This is a genomic window from Streptomyces sp. NPDC059874 (assembly GCF_042731135.1).
Taxonomy (GTDB): domain Bacteria; phylum Actinomycetota; class Actinomycetes; order Streptomycetales; family Streptomycetaceae; genus Streptomyces.
Map to the genome: position 1 here is coordinate 95,737 of NZ_JBHWJY010000005.1, position 14,463 is coordinate 110,199.

Consider the following 14,463-nt stretch of genomic DNA (forward strand, 5'->3'; position numbering starts at 1 on the left):
CGAACCACCTTGGATACTGACCGGATGCCACGCGTACTGCTGATCGAGGACGACCCTTCCATCCGTGAGGGAGTGGGCCTCGGCCTGCGCCGCCGCGGCCACGAGGTGAGCGCCGCCGAGACCGGCGAGGACGGCCTCGCCCTGCTCAACAGCTTCCGCCCCGAGCTGGTCCTGCTCGACCTGATGCTGCCGGGGATCAACGGCGTGCAGGTGTGCCGCCGGATCCGCGAGACCAGTGAGGTCCCGATCATCATGCTCACCGCGCGCGGGGACGACTTCGACGTGGTCATCGGCCTGGAGGCCGGAGCCGACGACTACATAGTCAAACCCGCCCGCACCGAGGTGATCGAGGCCCGCATCAAGGCGGTCCTGCGCCGGCTCAGCGACCCCGTGGGCGCCCGCCCCGGGATCGAGTTCCACGGCGAACTGGCCATCGACCGCAGCGGGCTCACCGTCGCCAAGAACGGCGAGCGCGTCCCCCTCGCCCCCAGCGAGATCAAGCTCCTCCTGCACCTGTCGGCCTCGCCCGAGCAGGTCTTCTCCCGCCAGCAGCTGCTGGAGTACGTCTGGGAGCACAGCTACCACGCCGACGCCCGGCTCGTGGACGCCTGCGTCCGCCGCCTGCGCACCAAGGTCGAGGACCCCGACGCCGCCCCCCGCTACATCCAGACCGTGCGCGGCTTCGGCTACCGCTTCGGTCCGCTCTAGGGAGGGGTACGAGGTGAGACGGATGGCGCCGCTCGGCCTGCGCACCCGGCTGATCGCGGCTTTCCTGCTGGTCGCCGCGATCTGCGCGGTCACCACGGCCGCCCTCACCTACCAGAAGGCGCGCAACGCGATCCTCACCCAGACCCAGGACACCGCCGTGTCCACCCTGCGGGACCAGATGGAGCAGCAGGCCCTGCAACTGCCCATGGAACAGCTGGAACTCCAGAGCCGTGTCAATGAAATCGCCAAGCGCGGCAAGCCGCACCCGTGGACGGTCTTCGGCGAGTACGGCACCCTGCGGGTCTCCTCCAACGTGAGCCCGGCCACCTCCACCGTGGTCACCGACGCGCTCCGCCAGAAGGTGACGGCCAACCCGCACGGCGCCTTCCAGCGCGTCGAGGACCGCTCCGGCAACCCCTACCTCGTCGTCGCCATGCCGGCCGTGTTCACCTACAGCGGGTCCCGCGTCCCCACCGGCGTCGTCTTCTACGCCACCATGCCGCTCGACGCCGAAGAGGCCACCGTGAAGGCCATGGTCGACGCCGCCCAACAGGGTGCCGTCCCCGGCCTCGCCATCGCCCTCATTCCCGCCCTGCTCGCCGCGCGCAGCGTGCTGCGCCCCGTACGGGACATGCGCCGCGCCGCCCAACGGCTCGGCCGGGGCCGCCTGGACACCCGCATCGAGGTCAGGGGCGCCGACGAACTCGCCGGGCTCGCCCGTACCTTCAACGAGACCGCCCGCGCCCTCGAACAGTCCGTGACCGAACTCCGGGAGGCGGAGGCCCGGGCCCGCCGCTTCGCCGCCGACGTCTCACACGAACTGCGCACCCCGCTCGCCGGGATGCTCGCCGTCACCGAGGTCCTCGACGAGGACGCCGAACGCCTCGACCCGGACACCGCGAAGGCGCTGCGGCTGATCAGCGCCGAGACCGGGAAGCTCGCCGTCCTCGTCGAGGACCTCATGGAGATATCCCGCTTCGACGCCCGCGCCGCCGAACTCAACCTGGACGACGTGGACCTGGCCGAGGCCGTCGGCAAGACACTGGAGCGCCGCCACTGGGACGACGGCCGGGTGGTCACCGTCACCGATCTGCCGCACGAGGTCCGCGCCCGTCTCGACCCGCGCCGCTTCGACGTGGTCCTCGCCAACCTGGTCGGCAACGCCCTCAAACACGGCGGCGCGCCCGTGCGGATCACCGTACGGACCGGCTCCGGGTCGGACGGCGCGGGCGACCGACTGCTCATCGAGGTCGCCGACAGCGGTCCGGGCATCGCCCCCGAGGTGCTCCCGCACATCTTCGACCGCTTCTTCAAGGCCGACGCCGCCCGCACCCGCTCGTCGGGCAGCGGCCTCGGCCTCGCCATCACCCTGGAGAACGTACGCCTGCACGGCGGCACCCTGCGAGCGGGCAACGGGCCCGCCGGGGGAGCCGTCTTCACCCTCGACATGCCCCTGGAGGCCCGCGCATGACCCGGGCACGGGCCGTCACCGCGGCGTTGCTGAGCCCGCTGCTGCTCGCCGGATGCGGGATCAAGCCCACCGGGCCGGTCGACAGCGGCTCCGCCGCGACCGTGCCGGTGGCCGTCCCCGAGGAATTCTCGGTGGTCTACTTCCTCACGCCGGAAGGGCGGCTCGCCCCGGTCCCGCAGCGGGACGTCCCCCAGCCGGCGCCGATCCAGGTGCTCACCCGGCTGCTGGACGGCCCCGGCCGGAAGGAGCAGGAGGCCGGCCTCACCACCCAAGTGCCCTCCGTGCACGGCAAGCGGCTGGACGTCTCGGCGATCTCGAACACGGCGCCGGGCGTGATCACCGTGGCGCTGCCGTTCGCGGTCCAGGACCTGACGCCGACGGCCCGCCGCCAACTGGTGTGCACCGTCGCCTCCACCGGCGGCCAGGAGAACCGGACCGCGGTCGCCCTCGACGGAATCGACACCACGCTCGCGGCGGTCGGCTGCGACGGCGTGGCGGACCATCCCCCCGTGTAGCCGCCACGCAGCCCGCACGCAGCCCGCACGCAGCCCGCACGCAGCCCGCACGCAGCCCCCGCGCGGCCCTTGCGCGGACGGCTCCGGGGCCGCCACCGTGGGCCCATGGATCACGCCGGTGACGTCCCCGACGTCTTCGACCCCCGCCTCTACGCCGAGGGCGTCCCCCACGAGCGCTACCGCCTGCTGCGCGAACGGCACCCGGTGGCCTGGCAGGCGGAGCCGGAGATCCTGGGCTGGCCCGCCGGTCCCGGCTTCTGGGCCGTCACCCGGCACGCCGACGTCGTACGGGTCCTGCGCGACCACCGGACGTACTCCTCCTGGCTGGGCGCCACCCAGATCCGCGACCCCGACCCGGCCGACCTGCCGTTCCTGCGCCGCACCATGCTCAACCAGGACCCTCCGGACCACGGCAGGCTGCGCCGGCTCGTGTCCCGCGCCTTCACCCCAGCCCGCGTCGACGCCTTCGGCGGCCGGGTACGGGACCGCGCCCGCACCCTGCTCGCCGCCGCCCGGGACGGAGCCGAGGACGGGGCCGCCGACGTGGTGCGCACCGTCACCGACGAGTACGCCCTGCTGAACCTCACCGACCTGCTGGGCGTCCCGGCCTCCGATCGTGCCCTGCTGCTGGAGTGGACCGTACGGATCATCGGCTACCAGGACCCCGAGGACGCTCCGGAGCCGCTGCTCGGTCCCGACGGCAAGCCGCTCAACCCGCGCTCCCCGGCGCTGCTCGGCGAGATGTTCGCGTACGCCCGCGAACTCGCCGCCCACAAGCGCGCGCACCCGGACGACGACGTGATGACCGCCCTGGCCCTGGCCGGGCTCGACCCGGCCGAGCTGGAGATGTTCTTCTTCCTGCTGACCGTCGCCGGCAACGACACCGTACGCAGCGCCGCCCCCGGCGGTCTGCTCGCGCTGGCCGGCGACCCGGACTCCCATCGGCAACTGGCCGACGGCCGCGCCCCGATGGACCGGGCCGTCGAGGAACTCCTGCGCGTCCACCCGCCGGTGCTCAGCTTCCGTCGCACCGCCGCCGCGGACACCGAGCTCGCCGGACAGCCGATCCGGGCCGGGGACAAGGTGGTGGTCTTCCACGCCTCCGCCAACCACGACGAGCGCGTCTTCACCGACCCCGGCCGCCTCGACCTGACCCGTACGCCCAACCCGCACGTCTCGTTCGGGGACGGCCCGCACGTCTGCCTGGGCGCCCACTTCGCCCGGCTCCAGCTGCGCACCCTCTACGAGGAGTGGTGCGCGACCATGCCCCCGCCCGAACTGGCGGGACCGCCAAGGCGGTTGGTCTCCAACTTCATCAACGGGATCACGCGGCTGCCGCTACGGGTGTCCGGGCCGCCGCGGTGACGTCCGCGACCAGTTCCGACACGTCGGGACCGTAGGCGTCCGAATTGATGACCTTCAGCACCAGGCAGAAGGAGTCCCCGTCGTACTTGCGGGCGAGTCGCCGGTGGTGCCGGGCCAGGTAACGAGCCGCGGCCTGGTTGCTGTTGGCGGTCTGCCCCGAGAGCAGGAACACCGGCCGCGAGCCCCGTCCCGTCGTCAGTCGCGCCAGCAGCACGTACTCGACCAGGCCCTTCTCCCAGCGGTACGTCTCCCCGCCGACGGCGATGGAACCACGGTCCGGGCCGGGCTCGGTGGACACGTCGACGCGCACTCCCGGGAGCATGGAGTTCAGGTGCGCCGTCGTGCGGGCGTTGGAGACCGGACCGCCGACGCAGAACTCGGCCCGTTCACCGAAGCCCTGGCGGGCCGTGTCGTGGGTGACGATCTGCAGGTTCGCCCCGCAGTCCTTGATCAGGGCGGATATCTCCAGCAGCGCGAAGGCGTCGTTGCGGTGCAGCGACGAATCGGTGCCGCCCATCTGCCGGTTGACCACGAAAAGACAGTCGGACCCGGTGGGCAGGCCGAAGAAGGCCTGCTTGCGGCGGAGTGCGCGCCGCCACTGGTAGGTCCGGGTGAACCAGCCGAACCCGCCGCTGACGGCGGTGGCTATCACCCCGAGCACGATGTTGCGCACGTCGTCGTTCATGCGCGGGATGCTAAGGCATCCGGGTTCGGGTTCCACAGGCCGGTGCCGCTACGGGGGGACAGATGCCCTGACGGGGCGGCAGCCTCGCCGCTAGGCTCGGCGCACGCTGCCACTGGAGGTCCGGATGCACCGCTTCGTAGCCCGCCCGTTACCACTGCTGGCCCTCGTCGCCGCACTCGTTTCGACCGGCGCCGCGGCCCCGCCCGGCGTGACCACCCCGGCCAAGGTGCCCGTCGCGACGGGCTACGGCGGGGCCGTCGCCAGTGTCGACGCGGACGCCTCCGCCGCGGGCATCGCCGTCCTGCGCTCCGGCGGCAACGCCGTTGACGCGGCCGTCGCGACCGCCGCGGCGCTCGGGGTCACCGAGCCCTACTCGGCGGGCATCGGCGGAGGCGGCTACTTCGTCTACTACGACGCCCGCTCCGGCCGGGTGCACACCATCGACGGCCGCGAGACCGCGCCCGCCACCGCCACCGACACCCTCTTCCAGGAGAACGGCCTCCCGATCCCCTTCGCGGAGGGCCAAACGAGCGGCCTCGGCGTCGGCGTCCCCGGCACCCCCGCCACCTGGAAGAGCGCCCTCGACGCCTGGGGCACCCGCCCGCTCGGCCGGCTGCTGCGGCCCGCCGAGAAACTGGCCCGCGACGGCTTCACCGTGGACGCCACCTTCCGCGCCCAGACCGCCGCCAACGAGGCCCGGTTCAAGGACTTCCCGGACACCGCGAAGCTCTTCCTGCCGGGCGGCGCCCTGCCCGTGGTCGGCTCCACTTTCAAGAACCCCGACCTGGCCACCACGTACGCGGAACTCGGCCGCAAGGGGACCGGCGCGCTCTACCGCGGCCAAATCGCCGAGGACATCGTCCGGGCCGTCCGCACGCCCCCCGTCGACCCGGCCGCCACCCGCAAGGTCCGCGCCGGTGACCTGACCACCGGGGACCTGCGGGCGTACGAGACCAAGCGCCAAGCCCCGACCAAGGTCGGCTACCGCGGCCTGGACGTCTACAGCATGGCGCCCTCCTCCTCCGGCGGCACCACCGTCGGCGAGGCCCTGAACATCCTGGAGGGCAGCGACCTCTCGGCGCTCTCCGAGACCCAGTACCTGCACCGGTTCATCGAGGCCTCCCGGATCTCCTTCGCCGACCGGGGCCGCTGGGTCGGCGACCCGGCCGCGCAGGACGTCCCGACGAAGCAGCTGCTCTCCCAGGCCTACGCCGACTCGCGCGCCTGCCTGATCAAGCCCGACTCCACCCTCACCAGCCCGCTCGCCCCCGGTGATCCGCGCAACCCCGCACCCTGCGCCACCACCGGACAGGCCGCCCCGACCACGTACGAGGGCGAGAACACCACGCACCTGACGGTCGCCGACCGCTGGGGCAACGTGGTCTCCTACACCCTGACCATCGAATCCACCGGCGGCAGCGCGATCACCGTCCCGGGCCGCGGCTTCCTGCTCAACAACGAGCTGACGGACTTCTCCTTCGCCCCGGCCGCCCCCGGCGTCCCGGACCCGAACCTGCCCGGCCCCGGCAAGCGGCCGCGCTCCTCCATGTCCCCGACCATCGTCCTCCAGGACGGCCGGCCGATCCTGGCCGTCGGCTCCCCGGGCGGCGCCACCATCATCACCACCGTCCTGCAGACCCTGACCGGCCACCTGGACCGGGGCCTGCCGCTGGTAGACGCGATCGCCGCGCCGCGCGCCAGCCAGCGCAACCAGACCACCACCGAGCTGGAGCCTGGCCTGTGGAACAGCCCGCTGCGCGCGGAGTTGGAGGCGCTCGGCCAGGGCTTCCGGCAGAACCCGGAGATCGGCGCCGCCACCGGTGTGCAGCGGCTGCCGGACGGCCGCTGGCTGGCCGCCGCCGAAACCACCCGCCGCGGCGGCGGCTCGGCGATGGTCGTACGCCCGCACGGGAAGCCGTAGCGCCTACAGGGCGGTCAGGATCCTCGGGCCGTCGGCGGTGATCGCGACCGTGTGCTCCGCGTGCGCGGCGCGGCTGCCGTCGACGGTGCGCAGGGTCCAGCCGTCCCCGTCACAGGCGTAGTCGTCCGTGCCGCCCGCGATCAGCATCGGCTCGATCGCCAGGACCATGCCGGGGCGCAGTCGCATGCCGCGCCCCGGCGGGCCCTCGTTGGGCACGCCCGGGTCCTCGTGCATGGTCCGGCCCACGCCGTGGCCGCCGAAGCCGTCCGGAATCCCGTACCCGGCGCCCCGGCACACCGTGCCGATCGCGTGGGCGATGTCGCCGATCCGGTTGCCCGGCACGGCGGCGGCGATGCCGGCCGCGAGGGCCGCCTCCGCGGTCTCGATCAGCCGCAGGTCGGCGGGGCGGGCCCGACCGACCGTGAAGCTGACGGCAGCGTCCCCGACCCAGCCGCCGAGCTTCGCGCCGCAGTCGATGCTGACCAGGTCGCCGTCGCGCAGTCGGTACCCGTCCGGGATGCCGTGCACGATCGCGTCGTTGACCGAGGCGCAGACCACCGCCGGGAAGGGAACCGGCGCGAAGCGCGGCCGGTAGCCGAGGAAGGGCGAGGAGGCGCCGGCCTCCCGCAGCACGGCGCGCGCCACCCGATCCAGGTCCAGCAGGGACACCCCTACCCGCGCGCGCTCCCGCACGGCGGCCAGGGCGTGCGCGACCACCCGGCCCGCGGCGCGCATCTCGTCGATCGATCGGTCCGTCTTCAGTTCCACCATGCCAATAACTATACCGGTATAACTTTACCGGGATAGTTATTGGGGTGGCGGGGTAGGATGACCGCATGGTCCGTACCCCCTTGACCCCGGAAGAGCGCGCACGCGGCGAGCGACTGGGCGCCCTCCTGCGGGAGGCCCGCGCCGGGCGCAGCATGGTCGAGGTCGCGGCCGGCGCGGGGCTGTCCGCCGAGACCCTCCGCAAGATCGAGACCGGCCGCGCGCCCACCCCCGCCTTCTTCACCGTCGCGGCCCTCGCGGAGGTCCTCGGCCTCTCCTTGGACGACGTGCTGCGTCGCTGCGCGCTCGTCTCCGCCTGACGCCCGAGGCCACCCGGGGGTCTCGGGGGCGGTGTCCGGAGGCCGGACGGAGCAACCGGCGGTGGGAGCGGGGGAGCGCGGGGCAAGCGTGAGGCGTGGCAGCCACGAACGCATCGCACGCATCGCGCGCCCGCGGGTCGCACGCCCGCGGGTCGCACGCAGTCCGCACGTCCCGCACGTCCCGCCCGGCCGGCGCGGCCAAAGCGGCCAACGCGGCGGACTCGTCCAAGCGACTGTGCCTCGGACTCCTCGGCGCGCTCCTCGCGGCCGGTCTACTGCTCGCGGCCTGCGCCGTCCCCGAAGGCCGGGCCGATGTGGTGGACCAGGGCCCGCTGGTCGGTACGGGGGCCGAGGCCTCCGAGGGGAGCTCCCGTAAGAGCTCTGCTCGAAGCTAGGCTCCGGGCATGACTCTGACGCTCGACGAACTGAACCGGGGCAGGTACGTCAGCCTCACCACCTTCCGCAAGGACGGCACGCCCGTCGCCACGCCGGTATGGGCCGTGGCGGACGGCGGTGAGCTGTACGTGTGGACGCGCACGGACACCTGGAAGGTGAAGCGGATCCGCAACAACGGGCGGGTCACCGTCGCCGCGTGCGACGTGAAGGGCCGGGTGCCGGAGGGGGCGCCGGTGCTGGAGGGCCAGGCGCGGTTGCTGGACGAGGCCGGCCTGAAGCGGGTGCGCAAGCTGATGTCGCGCAAGTACACCTGGCAATTCTGGGCGCTGGACCTGCCCGGCGCGGTGGTCCGGCTGGGCAAGCGGCCGCACACCGGGATCGCCGTCAAGGTTTGAAGTGCGCGTAGCCCGCCCGTAACACTGGCGCGATCCAATGCGGTCATGGAGACCGCGACTTCGCAGGTGATCATTCAACTCGCCGAATATTTGCGGGGATTGACGCAGAGGCTGGATCCCGGGGCGGGCTGGTACGGGGAGTTCCTGCGCCGGGATCCCGAAGGCCTGCGAGCCTGCGTCGAGGGGCGCGCGATGGTTCCGTGGGACGTGCTGGAGTCCCTGCTGGGGGACTTGGCGGCGGCCCGCGGCGCGGAGTTCGCGGGGCGGGAGACCGTATACGCGGCCCGGCTGCGGGCGGCGGCCGTCACGGCGTGGGACCGCCTGCCGGGCGGCGGGACCGAACTGCGGTCCCTGCTCGCGGCGTCGACGGCCCAGCGCGCGGACTCGGAGGCGGCCCTACGCCACCTCGCGGCGCGGCTGGCCTCCACGGCCGACCCGTCGGAGGCGGACGCCCTGTCCCTGGAACTCTCCTGGACCCGCGACGACGCCACCCGAGCCACGTCCCGCCAGGCCGACCTGACGACCCGCCTGTCCGCCGTGTCCCCTCCCGGGGAGGCACACCGCACCCCTGCGGGCTCCCCGCCGCCGTCGCGGGGCCTGCCGGGTCCGCCATGGCCGGGCTCTCCGATGCCCACGAACCCGGCGGACCCCACCGGTCCGCGCGGCGCGGCGCCCACGAACCCTGCGGGGGCTGCCGGTCCGCTGGACGCGGGGTTTGCGGGGGATACCGGGCCTCTCGGTCTGCTGGGTGGGGGGTTTGCCGGGTCGGCGGGCGCGGGATTGGCGGGGCCTGGCGGTCTGCTGGGTGAGGGGTCTGCCGGGGCGGAGGGTGCTGGGTTTCCTGCGGGGCCGGGGGGCGTGGGGGCCGGGGGGTTGGGGTCCGGCCGGCCCTCGGCCGGCGCGGACGCGCAGCCCGTTGGCGAGTCGTTGTCCGGGGTGCCCCGGCAGCGGGTGCCCGAGGGCGAGCGGCCCGTCGGGCGGGCCGAGGGGCGGTGGTTGCGGGGTGGGCGGCGGTCCGGAGGCGCCCGGTACGCCGGCTCGGAGGCCCCCGATACCACGGCCTACACCCTGCCGGACCTCGGCCGCCCCGGCCCGGATTCCGATCAGGAACCCGGCCTGCGGGCCCCGCGCGGAGCGCGCTTCGGAAGCCCGCAGGAGACGACCCCCAGAGGTGCGCGGCTCGGCCGCCCCCGTCCGGAGCCGGCAACCGGCACGGCCGGGCCGACCCCGGAGAAAGCAACCCACCCGGCGTCCTCGGGAGGGTCCGGTGGTGTGGGCTTCGGCGCCTCGGAGACCCTGGGCCACTCGGCGTCCTCGGGAGGGTCGGGTGGTGCGGGCTTCGGTGCCCCGGAGACCCTGGGCCACTCGGCGTCCTCGGGAGGGCCCGGCGGTGCGGGCTTCGGTGCCTCGGAGACCCCGGGCCACTCGGCCTTCCCGGCGGGGCCGGGTGGTGCCGGCTTCGGTGGCCCGGAGACCCCGGGCCACTCGGCGTTCCCGGCGGGGCTCCGCGGTGCCCGTTTCGGCGTCGCGGAGGTCGGGACCCACCCGGTTTCCCCGGTAGGTGGGTTCCCGACATCCCCTGGTGGAAGGTCAGTTGACCATTTCGCCGACGCTCCCGTAGGGGCCGGTCCGGCCACGAGCCACTTCCCCGAGCCCACCGCAGGGGATCCGGCGCGGGGTGTTGTGGCGCGGCTGGTCGCGTTGCGCGGCGAAGGGCGCAGCGGGGAGGCGCATGCCCTGCTGTGCGAGGTCGCCGCCTGGCCCGCCGGGCGGTTGCCCGGGGTGGCCGTCGAGTTGGGGCGGGCCGGGCTCGCGGCCGACTGGGCCACGCTGCTCTGGGAGGCGGCCTCGCTCCCGCCCGAGCGGCTCGCCGCGCTCGCCGCCGCGCTCGGCGAGGCCGGCCGGGAGGCCGACTGCGACCGGCTGCTGCGCCAGGGCATGGCCCGCCCCGCCGCCGAGATCGCCGACGCCGCCCTCGCGCTCGGGCACGCCGGCCGGGACCGGGAGGCCGGCGTGCTCCTCGCCGCCTTCGTCGACGTCCGCACCGCCGAGGAGGCCGCCGCCCTGGCCCGCCGCGCCCCGCAGTGGTTCGCGCCCCGCCTGCTCCGGGCGGCCCGCGCACTGCCCGGCTCCCGGCACCGGGACCTCGTCCACGCCCTCCGCCTGGCCGGCGTGGCCACGGCGTAAACCGCCCGCCAACTGACCGGAACCGACCGCGTGGCGACGTAACGTGATCGACTACTCCAACCGCGCAACGCGGTCTTGCCCCAGGCTGTGCCGAGGCCTACGTTCTACTCCCTACGTACACCGTCTACGTGCGTAGAACTCGGCGTTCCCGTCGCGAGGAGCAGCTCATGGCCCAAGTCGTCCGCGCCGCGCTGGTCCAGGCCACCTGGACCGGAGACACCGAATCGATGATCGCCAAACACGAGGAGCACGCGCGCCGCGCCGCCGCGCAGGGCGCGCAGATCATCGGCTTCCAGGAAGTGTTCAACGCTCCCTACTTCTGCCAGGTCCAGGAGCCCGAGCACTACCGCTGGGCCGAGGCCGTCCCCGACGGCCCGACCGTCCGTCGCATGCAGGACCTGGCCCGCGAGACCGGCATGGTCATCGTCGTCCCGGTCTTCGAGCTCGAGAGCGCCGGCTTCTACTACAACACCGCCGCCGTCATCGACGCCGACGGCAGCTACCTCGGCAAGTACCGAAAGCACCACATCCCCCAGGTCAAGGGCTTCTGGGAGAAGTACTACTTCCGCCCGGGCAACCTCGGCTGGCCCGTCTTCGACACCGCCGTCGGCAAGGTCGGCGTCTACATCTGCTACGACCGCCACTTCCCCGAGGGCTGGCGCCAACTCGGCCTCGCCGGAGCACAGTTGGTCTACAACCCGTCCGCCACCCACCGCGGCCTCTCCGCCTACCTCTGGCAGCTGGAACAGCCCGCCGCGGCCGTCGCGAACGAGTACTTCATCGCCGCGATCAACCGCATCGGCCAGGAGGAGTACGGCGACAACGACTTCTACGGCACCAGCTACTTCGTCGACCCGCGCGGCCAGTTCGTCGGCGACGTCGCCAGCGACAAGGAGGAGGAACTCCTCGTCCGCGACCTCGACTTCGACCTGATCAAGGAGGTCCGCGAGCAGTGGGCCTTCTATCGCGACCGCCGCCCCGACGCCTACGGAGGGCTCGTACAGCCGTGACCAACCCCACCCCGCTCCACAGCCGCCACCGCACCGTCATGCCCGACTGGCTCGCGCTCTACTACAAGCACCCCATCGAGCTCACCCACGGCGAGGGCCGTCACGTCTGGGACGCCGACGGCAACCGCTACCTCGACTTCTTCGGCGGCATCCTCACCACGATGACCGCCCACGCCCTGCCCGAGGTCACCAAGGCCGTCGCCGAACAGGCCGGGAGGATCATCCACTCCTCCACGCTCTACCTCAACCGGCCGATGATCGAGCTCGCCGAGCGGGTCGCCGCCCTGTCCGGCATCCCCGACGCCCGGGTCTTCTTCACCACCTCCGGCACCGAGGCCAACGACACGGCCCTGCTGCTCGCGACGACGTACCGCCGCTCCAACCAGATCCTGGCGATGCGCAACAGCTACCACGGCCGGTCCTTCTCCACCGTCTCGATCACCGGCAACCGCAGCTGGTCCCCGACCAGCCTCTCGCCGCTCCAGACGTACTACGTCCAGGGCGCGGTCCGCACCCGCGGCCCCCTAGCCCACCTCGACGACGCCGCCTTCACCGCCGCCGCCGTCGCGGACCTGGAAGACGTACTGGGCCAGGCCCGCGGGGGAGTCGCCGCCCTCATCGCCGAGCCGATCCAGGGCGTCGGCGGCTTCACCTCCCCACCCGACGGGCTGTACGGGGCCTTCCGCGAGGTCCTCGACCGGCACGGCATCCTGTGGATCAGCGACGAGGTGCAGACCGGCTGGGGCCGGACGGGCGAACACTTCTGGGGCTGGCAGGCCCACGCGCAGAACGGCCCGCCGGACATCCTCACCTTCGCCAAGGGCATCGGCAACGGCATGTCCATCGGTGGAGTCGTGGCCCGCGCCGAGGTGATGAACTGCATCGACTCCAACTCCATCTCCACCTTCGGCGGTTCCCCGGTCACGATGGCCGCCGGCGTCGCCAACCTCGCCTACCTGCTGGAACACGACCTCCAGGGCAACGCCCGACGGGTCGGCGGCCTGCTCCTGGAGCGGCTGCGCGCCATCGCCGCCCACGTGCCCGCCGTACGGGAGGTCCGCGGCCGGGGCCTGATGGCCGGCCTGGAACTCACGAAGCCCGGCACCGACCAGGCCGACCCCGACGCGGCCACCGCCGTACAGGAGGCCGCCCGCGAACGCGGCCTGCTGATCGGCAAGGGCGGCGGCCACCACACCAGCGTGCTGCGCATCGCGCCGCCGCTCTCCCTCACCGTCGCCGAGGCGGAAGAGGGCGCCGAGATCCTCGAACAGGCCTTGCGCACCGTCCAGTAGGGGGACGCACATGAGCATCCGCACCCTGATCAGCGGTGGCCTCGTCGTCACCGCCGCCGACGAACTGCACGCGGACGTCCTGATCGAGGACGGCCGCGTGGCGGCCCTCGCCGCACACGGTTCTGCGGCCGCCGAGGCCTGGACGGCCGACCGCACGATCGACGCGAGCGGGAAGTACGTCATCCCCGGCGGGGTCGACGCGCACACCCACATGGAGCTGCCCTTCGGCGGCACCTCCGCCTCGGACACCTTCGAGACGGGCACCAGGGCCGCGGCCTGGGGCGGCACCACCACCATCGTCGACTTCGCGGTACAGACCGTGGGCCACTCCCTGCGCGAGGGACTCGACGCCTGGTACGCCAAGGCCGACGGCCAGTGCGCCATCGACTACGCCTTCCACATGATCCTCTCGGACGTCAACGAGGGCACGCTGAAGGAGATGGACCTCCTCATCGGGGAGGGAGTCACCTCCTTCAAGCTGTTCATGGCCTACCCCGGCGTCTTCTACAGCGACGACGGACAGATCCTGCGCGCCATGCAGCGGGCCTCCGGCAACGGCGGGCTGATCATGATGCACGCCGAGAACGGCATCGCGATCGACGTCCTCGTCGAACAGGCCCTGGCACGCGGCGAGACCGACCCCCGCCACCACGGCGAGGTCCGCAAGGTGCTCCTCGAAGCCGAGGCCACCCACCGGGCCATCCAGCTCGCCCGGGTCGCCGGATCCCCGCTGTACGTGGTCCACGTCTCGGCGGAGGAGGCGGTGGCCGAGCTGGCCGCCGCCCGCGACAAGGGGCTGCCCGTCTTCGGGGAGACCTGCCCGCAGTACCTCTTCCTGTCCACCGACAACCTCGCGGAGCCCGACTTCCAGGGCGCCAAGTACGTCTGCTCGACGCCGCTGCGGCCGCGCGAGCACCAGGCGGCGCTGTGGCGGGGGCTGCGGACCAACGACCTCCAGGTGGTCTCCACCGACCACTGCCCGTTCTGCTTCCGCGGGCAGAAGGAGCTGGGCCGGGGCGACTTCTCCAAGATCCCCAACGGGCTGCCCGGGGTGGAGAACCGCATGGACCTCCTCCACCAGGCCGTCCTGGACGGGCACATCAGCCGCCGCCGCTGGATCGAGATCGCCTGCGCGACCCCGGCCCGGATGTTCGGCCTCTACCCGCAGAAGGGCACCATCGCACCGGGCTCCGACGCCGACATCGTCCTCTACGATCCGCACGCCGAGCAGGTCATCTCCGCCGAGACCCACCACATGAACGTGGACTACTCGGCGTACGAGGGCAAGCGGATCACCGGACGCGTCGACACGGTGCTCTCCCGCGGCGAACTCGTCATCGACCAGCGCGAATTCACCGGCCGGGCCGGGCACGGGGCCTACATTCCCCGCTCCACCTGCCAGTACTTGTAAGCACGTGTAAGGAGCCGTC

14 protein-coding genes are annotated in these 14,463 nt (G+C 73.1%); 12 read left to right on the plus strand and 2 right to left on the minus strand.

Annotation, left to right across the window (positions count from 1 at the left end; all coding sequences use genetic code 11):
- The first annotated feature begins 24 nt into the window (after positions 1-24).
- The 4 genes from ACFV9H_RS04730 (at position 25) to ACFV9H_RS04745 (ending at position 4,059) form a co-directional block, all read left to right on the plus strand.
- Complete coding sequence (locus ACFV9H_RS04730) at positions 25-708, plus strand: response regulator (RefSeq protein ID WP_385393292.1); 684 nt, start codon at positions 25-27, stop codon at positions 706-708.
- 22 nt (positions 709-730) lie between these two features.
- Positions 731-2,179: an ATP-binding protein gene (locus ACFV9H_RS04735; protein ID WP_385393294.1), complete on the plus strand. Its 1,449-nt coding sequence runs from the start codon at positions 731-733 to the stop codon at positions 2,177-2,179.
- On the plus strand, positions 2,176-2,694 hold the full coding sequence (locus ACFV9H_RS04740) for a hypothetical protein (protein WP_385393297.1): 519 nt from the start codon (positions 2,176-2,178) through the stop codon (positions 2,692-2,694). The genes ACFV9H_RS04735 and ACFV9H_RS04740 overlap by 4 nt, the downstream gene beginning before the upstream one ends.
- Positions 2,695-2,799: 105 nt before the next feature.
- The gene (locus ACFV9H_RS04745; RefSeq protein WP_385393300.1) at positions 2,800-4,059 is read left to right on the plus strand and encodes a cytochrome P450; all 1,260 of its coding nucleotides are present in this window, start codon (positions 2,800-2,802) and stop codon (positions 4,057-4,059) included.
- On the opposite strand, the gene ACFV9H_RS04750 is transcribed toward ACFV9H_RS04745, so the two are convergent.
- Complete coding sequence (locus ACFV9H_RS04750) at positions 4,019-4,744, minus strand: hypothetical protein (RefSeq protein ID WP_385393303.1); 726 nt, start codon at positions 4,742-4,744, stop codon at positions 4,019-4,021. The genes ACFV9H_RS04745 and ACFV9H_RS04750 overlap by 41 nt on opposite strands.
- A gap of 124 nt (positions 4,745-4,868) precedes the next feature.
- Between ACFV9H_RS04750 and ggt the strand changes: the two genes are divergently transcribed.
- Positions 4,869-6,665, plus strand: a complete 1,797-nt coding sequence (gene ggt, locus ACFV9H_RS04755) for a gamma-glutamyltransferase (protein ID WP_385393306.1) — start codon at positions 4,869-4,871, stop codon at positions 6,663-6,665.
- Positions 6,666-6,668: 3 nt separating this feature from the next.
- On the opposite strand, the gene map is transcribed toward ggt, so the two are convergent.
- The gene (map, locus tag ACFV9H_RS04760) at positions 6,669-7,436 is read right to left on the minus strand and encodes a type I methionyl aminopeptidase (protein WP_385393309.1); all 768 of its coding nucleotides are present in this window, start codon (positions 7,434-7,436) and stop codon (positions 6,669-6,671) included.
- 65 nt (positions 7,437-7,501) lie between these two features.
- Here map and ACFV9H_RS04765 point away from each other — a divergent pair, with 65 nt between their 5' ends.
- From ACFV9H_RS04765 to hydA, 7 genes are all read left to right on the plus strand, one after another.
- A complete protein-coding gene (locus ACFV9H_RS04765) occupies positions 7,502-7,753 on the plus strand; it encodes a helix-turn-helix domain-containing protein (RefSeq protein ID WP_385393312.1) in 252 nt (83 codons plus the stop codon).
- A gap of 95 nt (positions 7,754-7,848) precedes the next feature.
- Positions 7,849-8,148, plus strand: coding sequence for a hypothetical protein (locus tag ACFV9H_RS04770; protein WP_385393315.1), 300 nt, complete (start codon positions 7,849-7,851; stop codon positions 8,146-8,148).
- A gap of 9 nt (positions 8,149-8,157) precedes the next feature.
- Complete coding sequence (locus tag ACFV9H_RS04775; protein ID WP_385393318.1) at positions 8,158-8,544, plus strand: PPOX class F420-dependent oxidoreductase; 387 nt, start codon at positions 8,158-8,160, stop codon at positions 8,542-8,544.
- A gap of 99 nt (positions 8,545-8,643) precedes the next feature.
- Positions 8,644-10,731 (plus strand): hypothetical protein, encoded by a 2,088-nt coding sequence (locus ACFV9H_RS04780; protein WP_385393321.1) that lies wholly within the window; start codon positions 8,644-8,646, stop codon positions 10,729-10,731.
- Positions 10,732-10,898: 167 nt separating this feature from the next.
- Positions 10,899-11,741: a nitrilase-related carbon-nitrogen hydrolase gene (locus ACFV9H_RS04785; protein ID WP_385393323.1), complete on the plus strand. Its 843-nt coding sequence runs from the start codon at positions 10,899-10,901 to the stop codon at positions 11,739-11,741.
- A 38-nt stretch (positions 11,742-11,779) separates the two neighbouring features.
- A complete protein-coding gene (locus ACFV9H_RS04790) occupies positions 11,780-13,033 on the plus strand; it encodes an aspartate aminotransferase family protein (protein ID WP_385393519.1) in 1,254 nt (417 codons plus the stop codon).
- 10 nt (positions 13,034-13,043) lie between these two features.
- Positions 13,044-14,444, plus strand: coding sequence for a dihydropyrimidinase (gene hydA / locus ACFV9H_RS04795; protein WP_385393326.1), 1,401 nt, complete (start codon positions 13,044-13,046; stop codon positions 14,442-14,444).
- Positions 14,445-14,463: the final 19 nt, after the last annotated feature.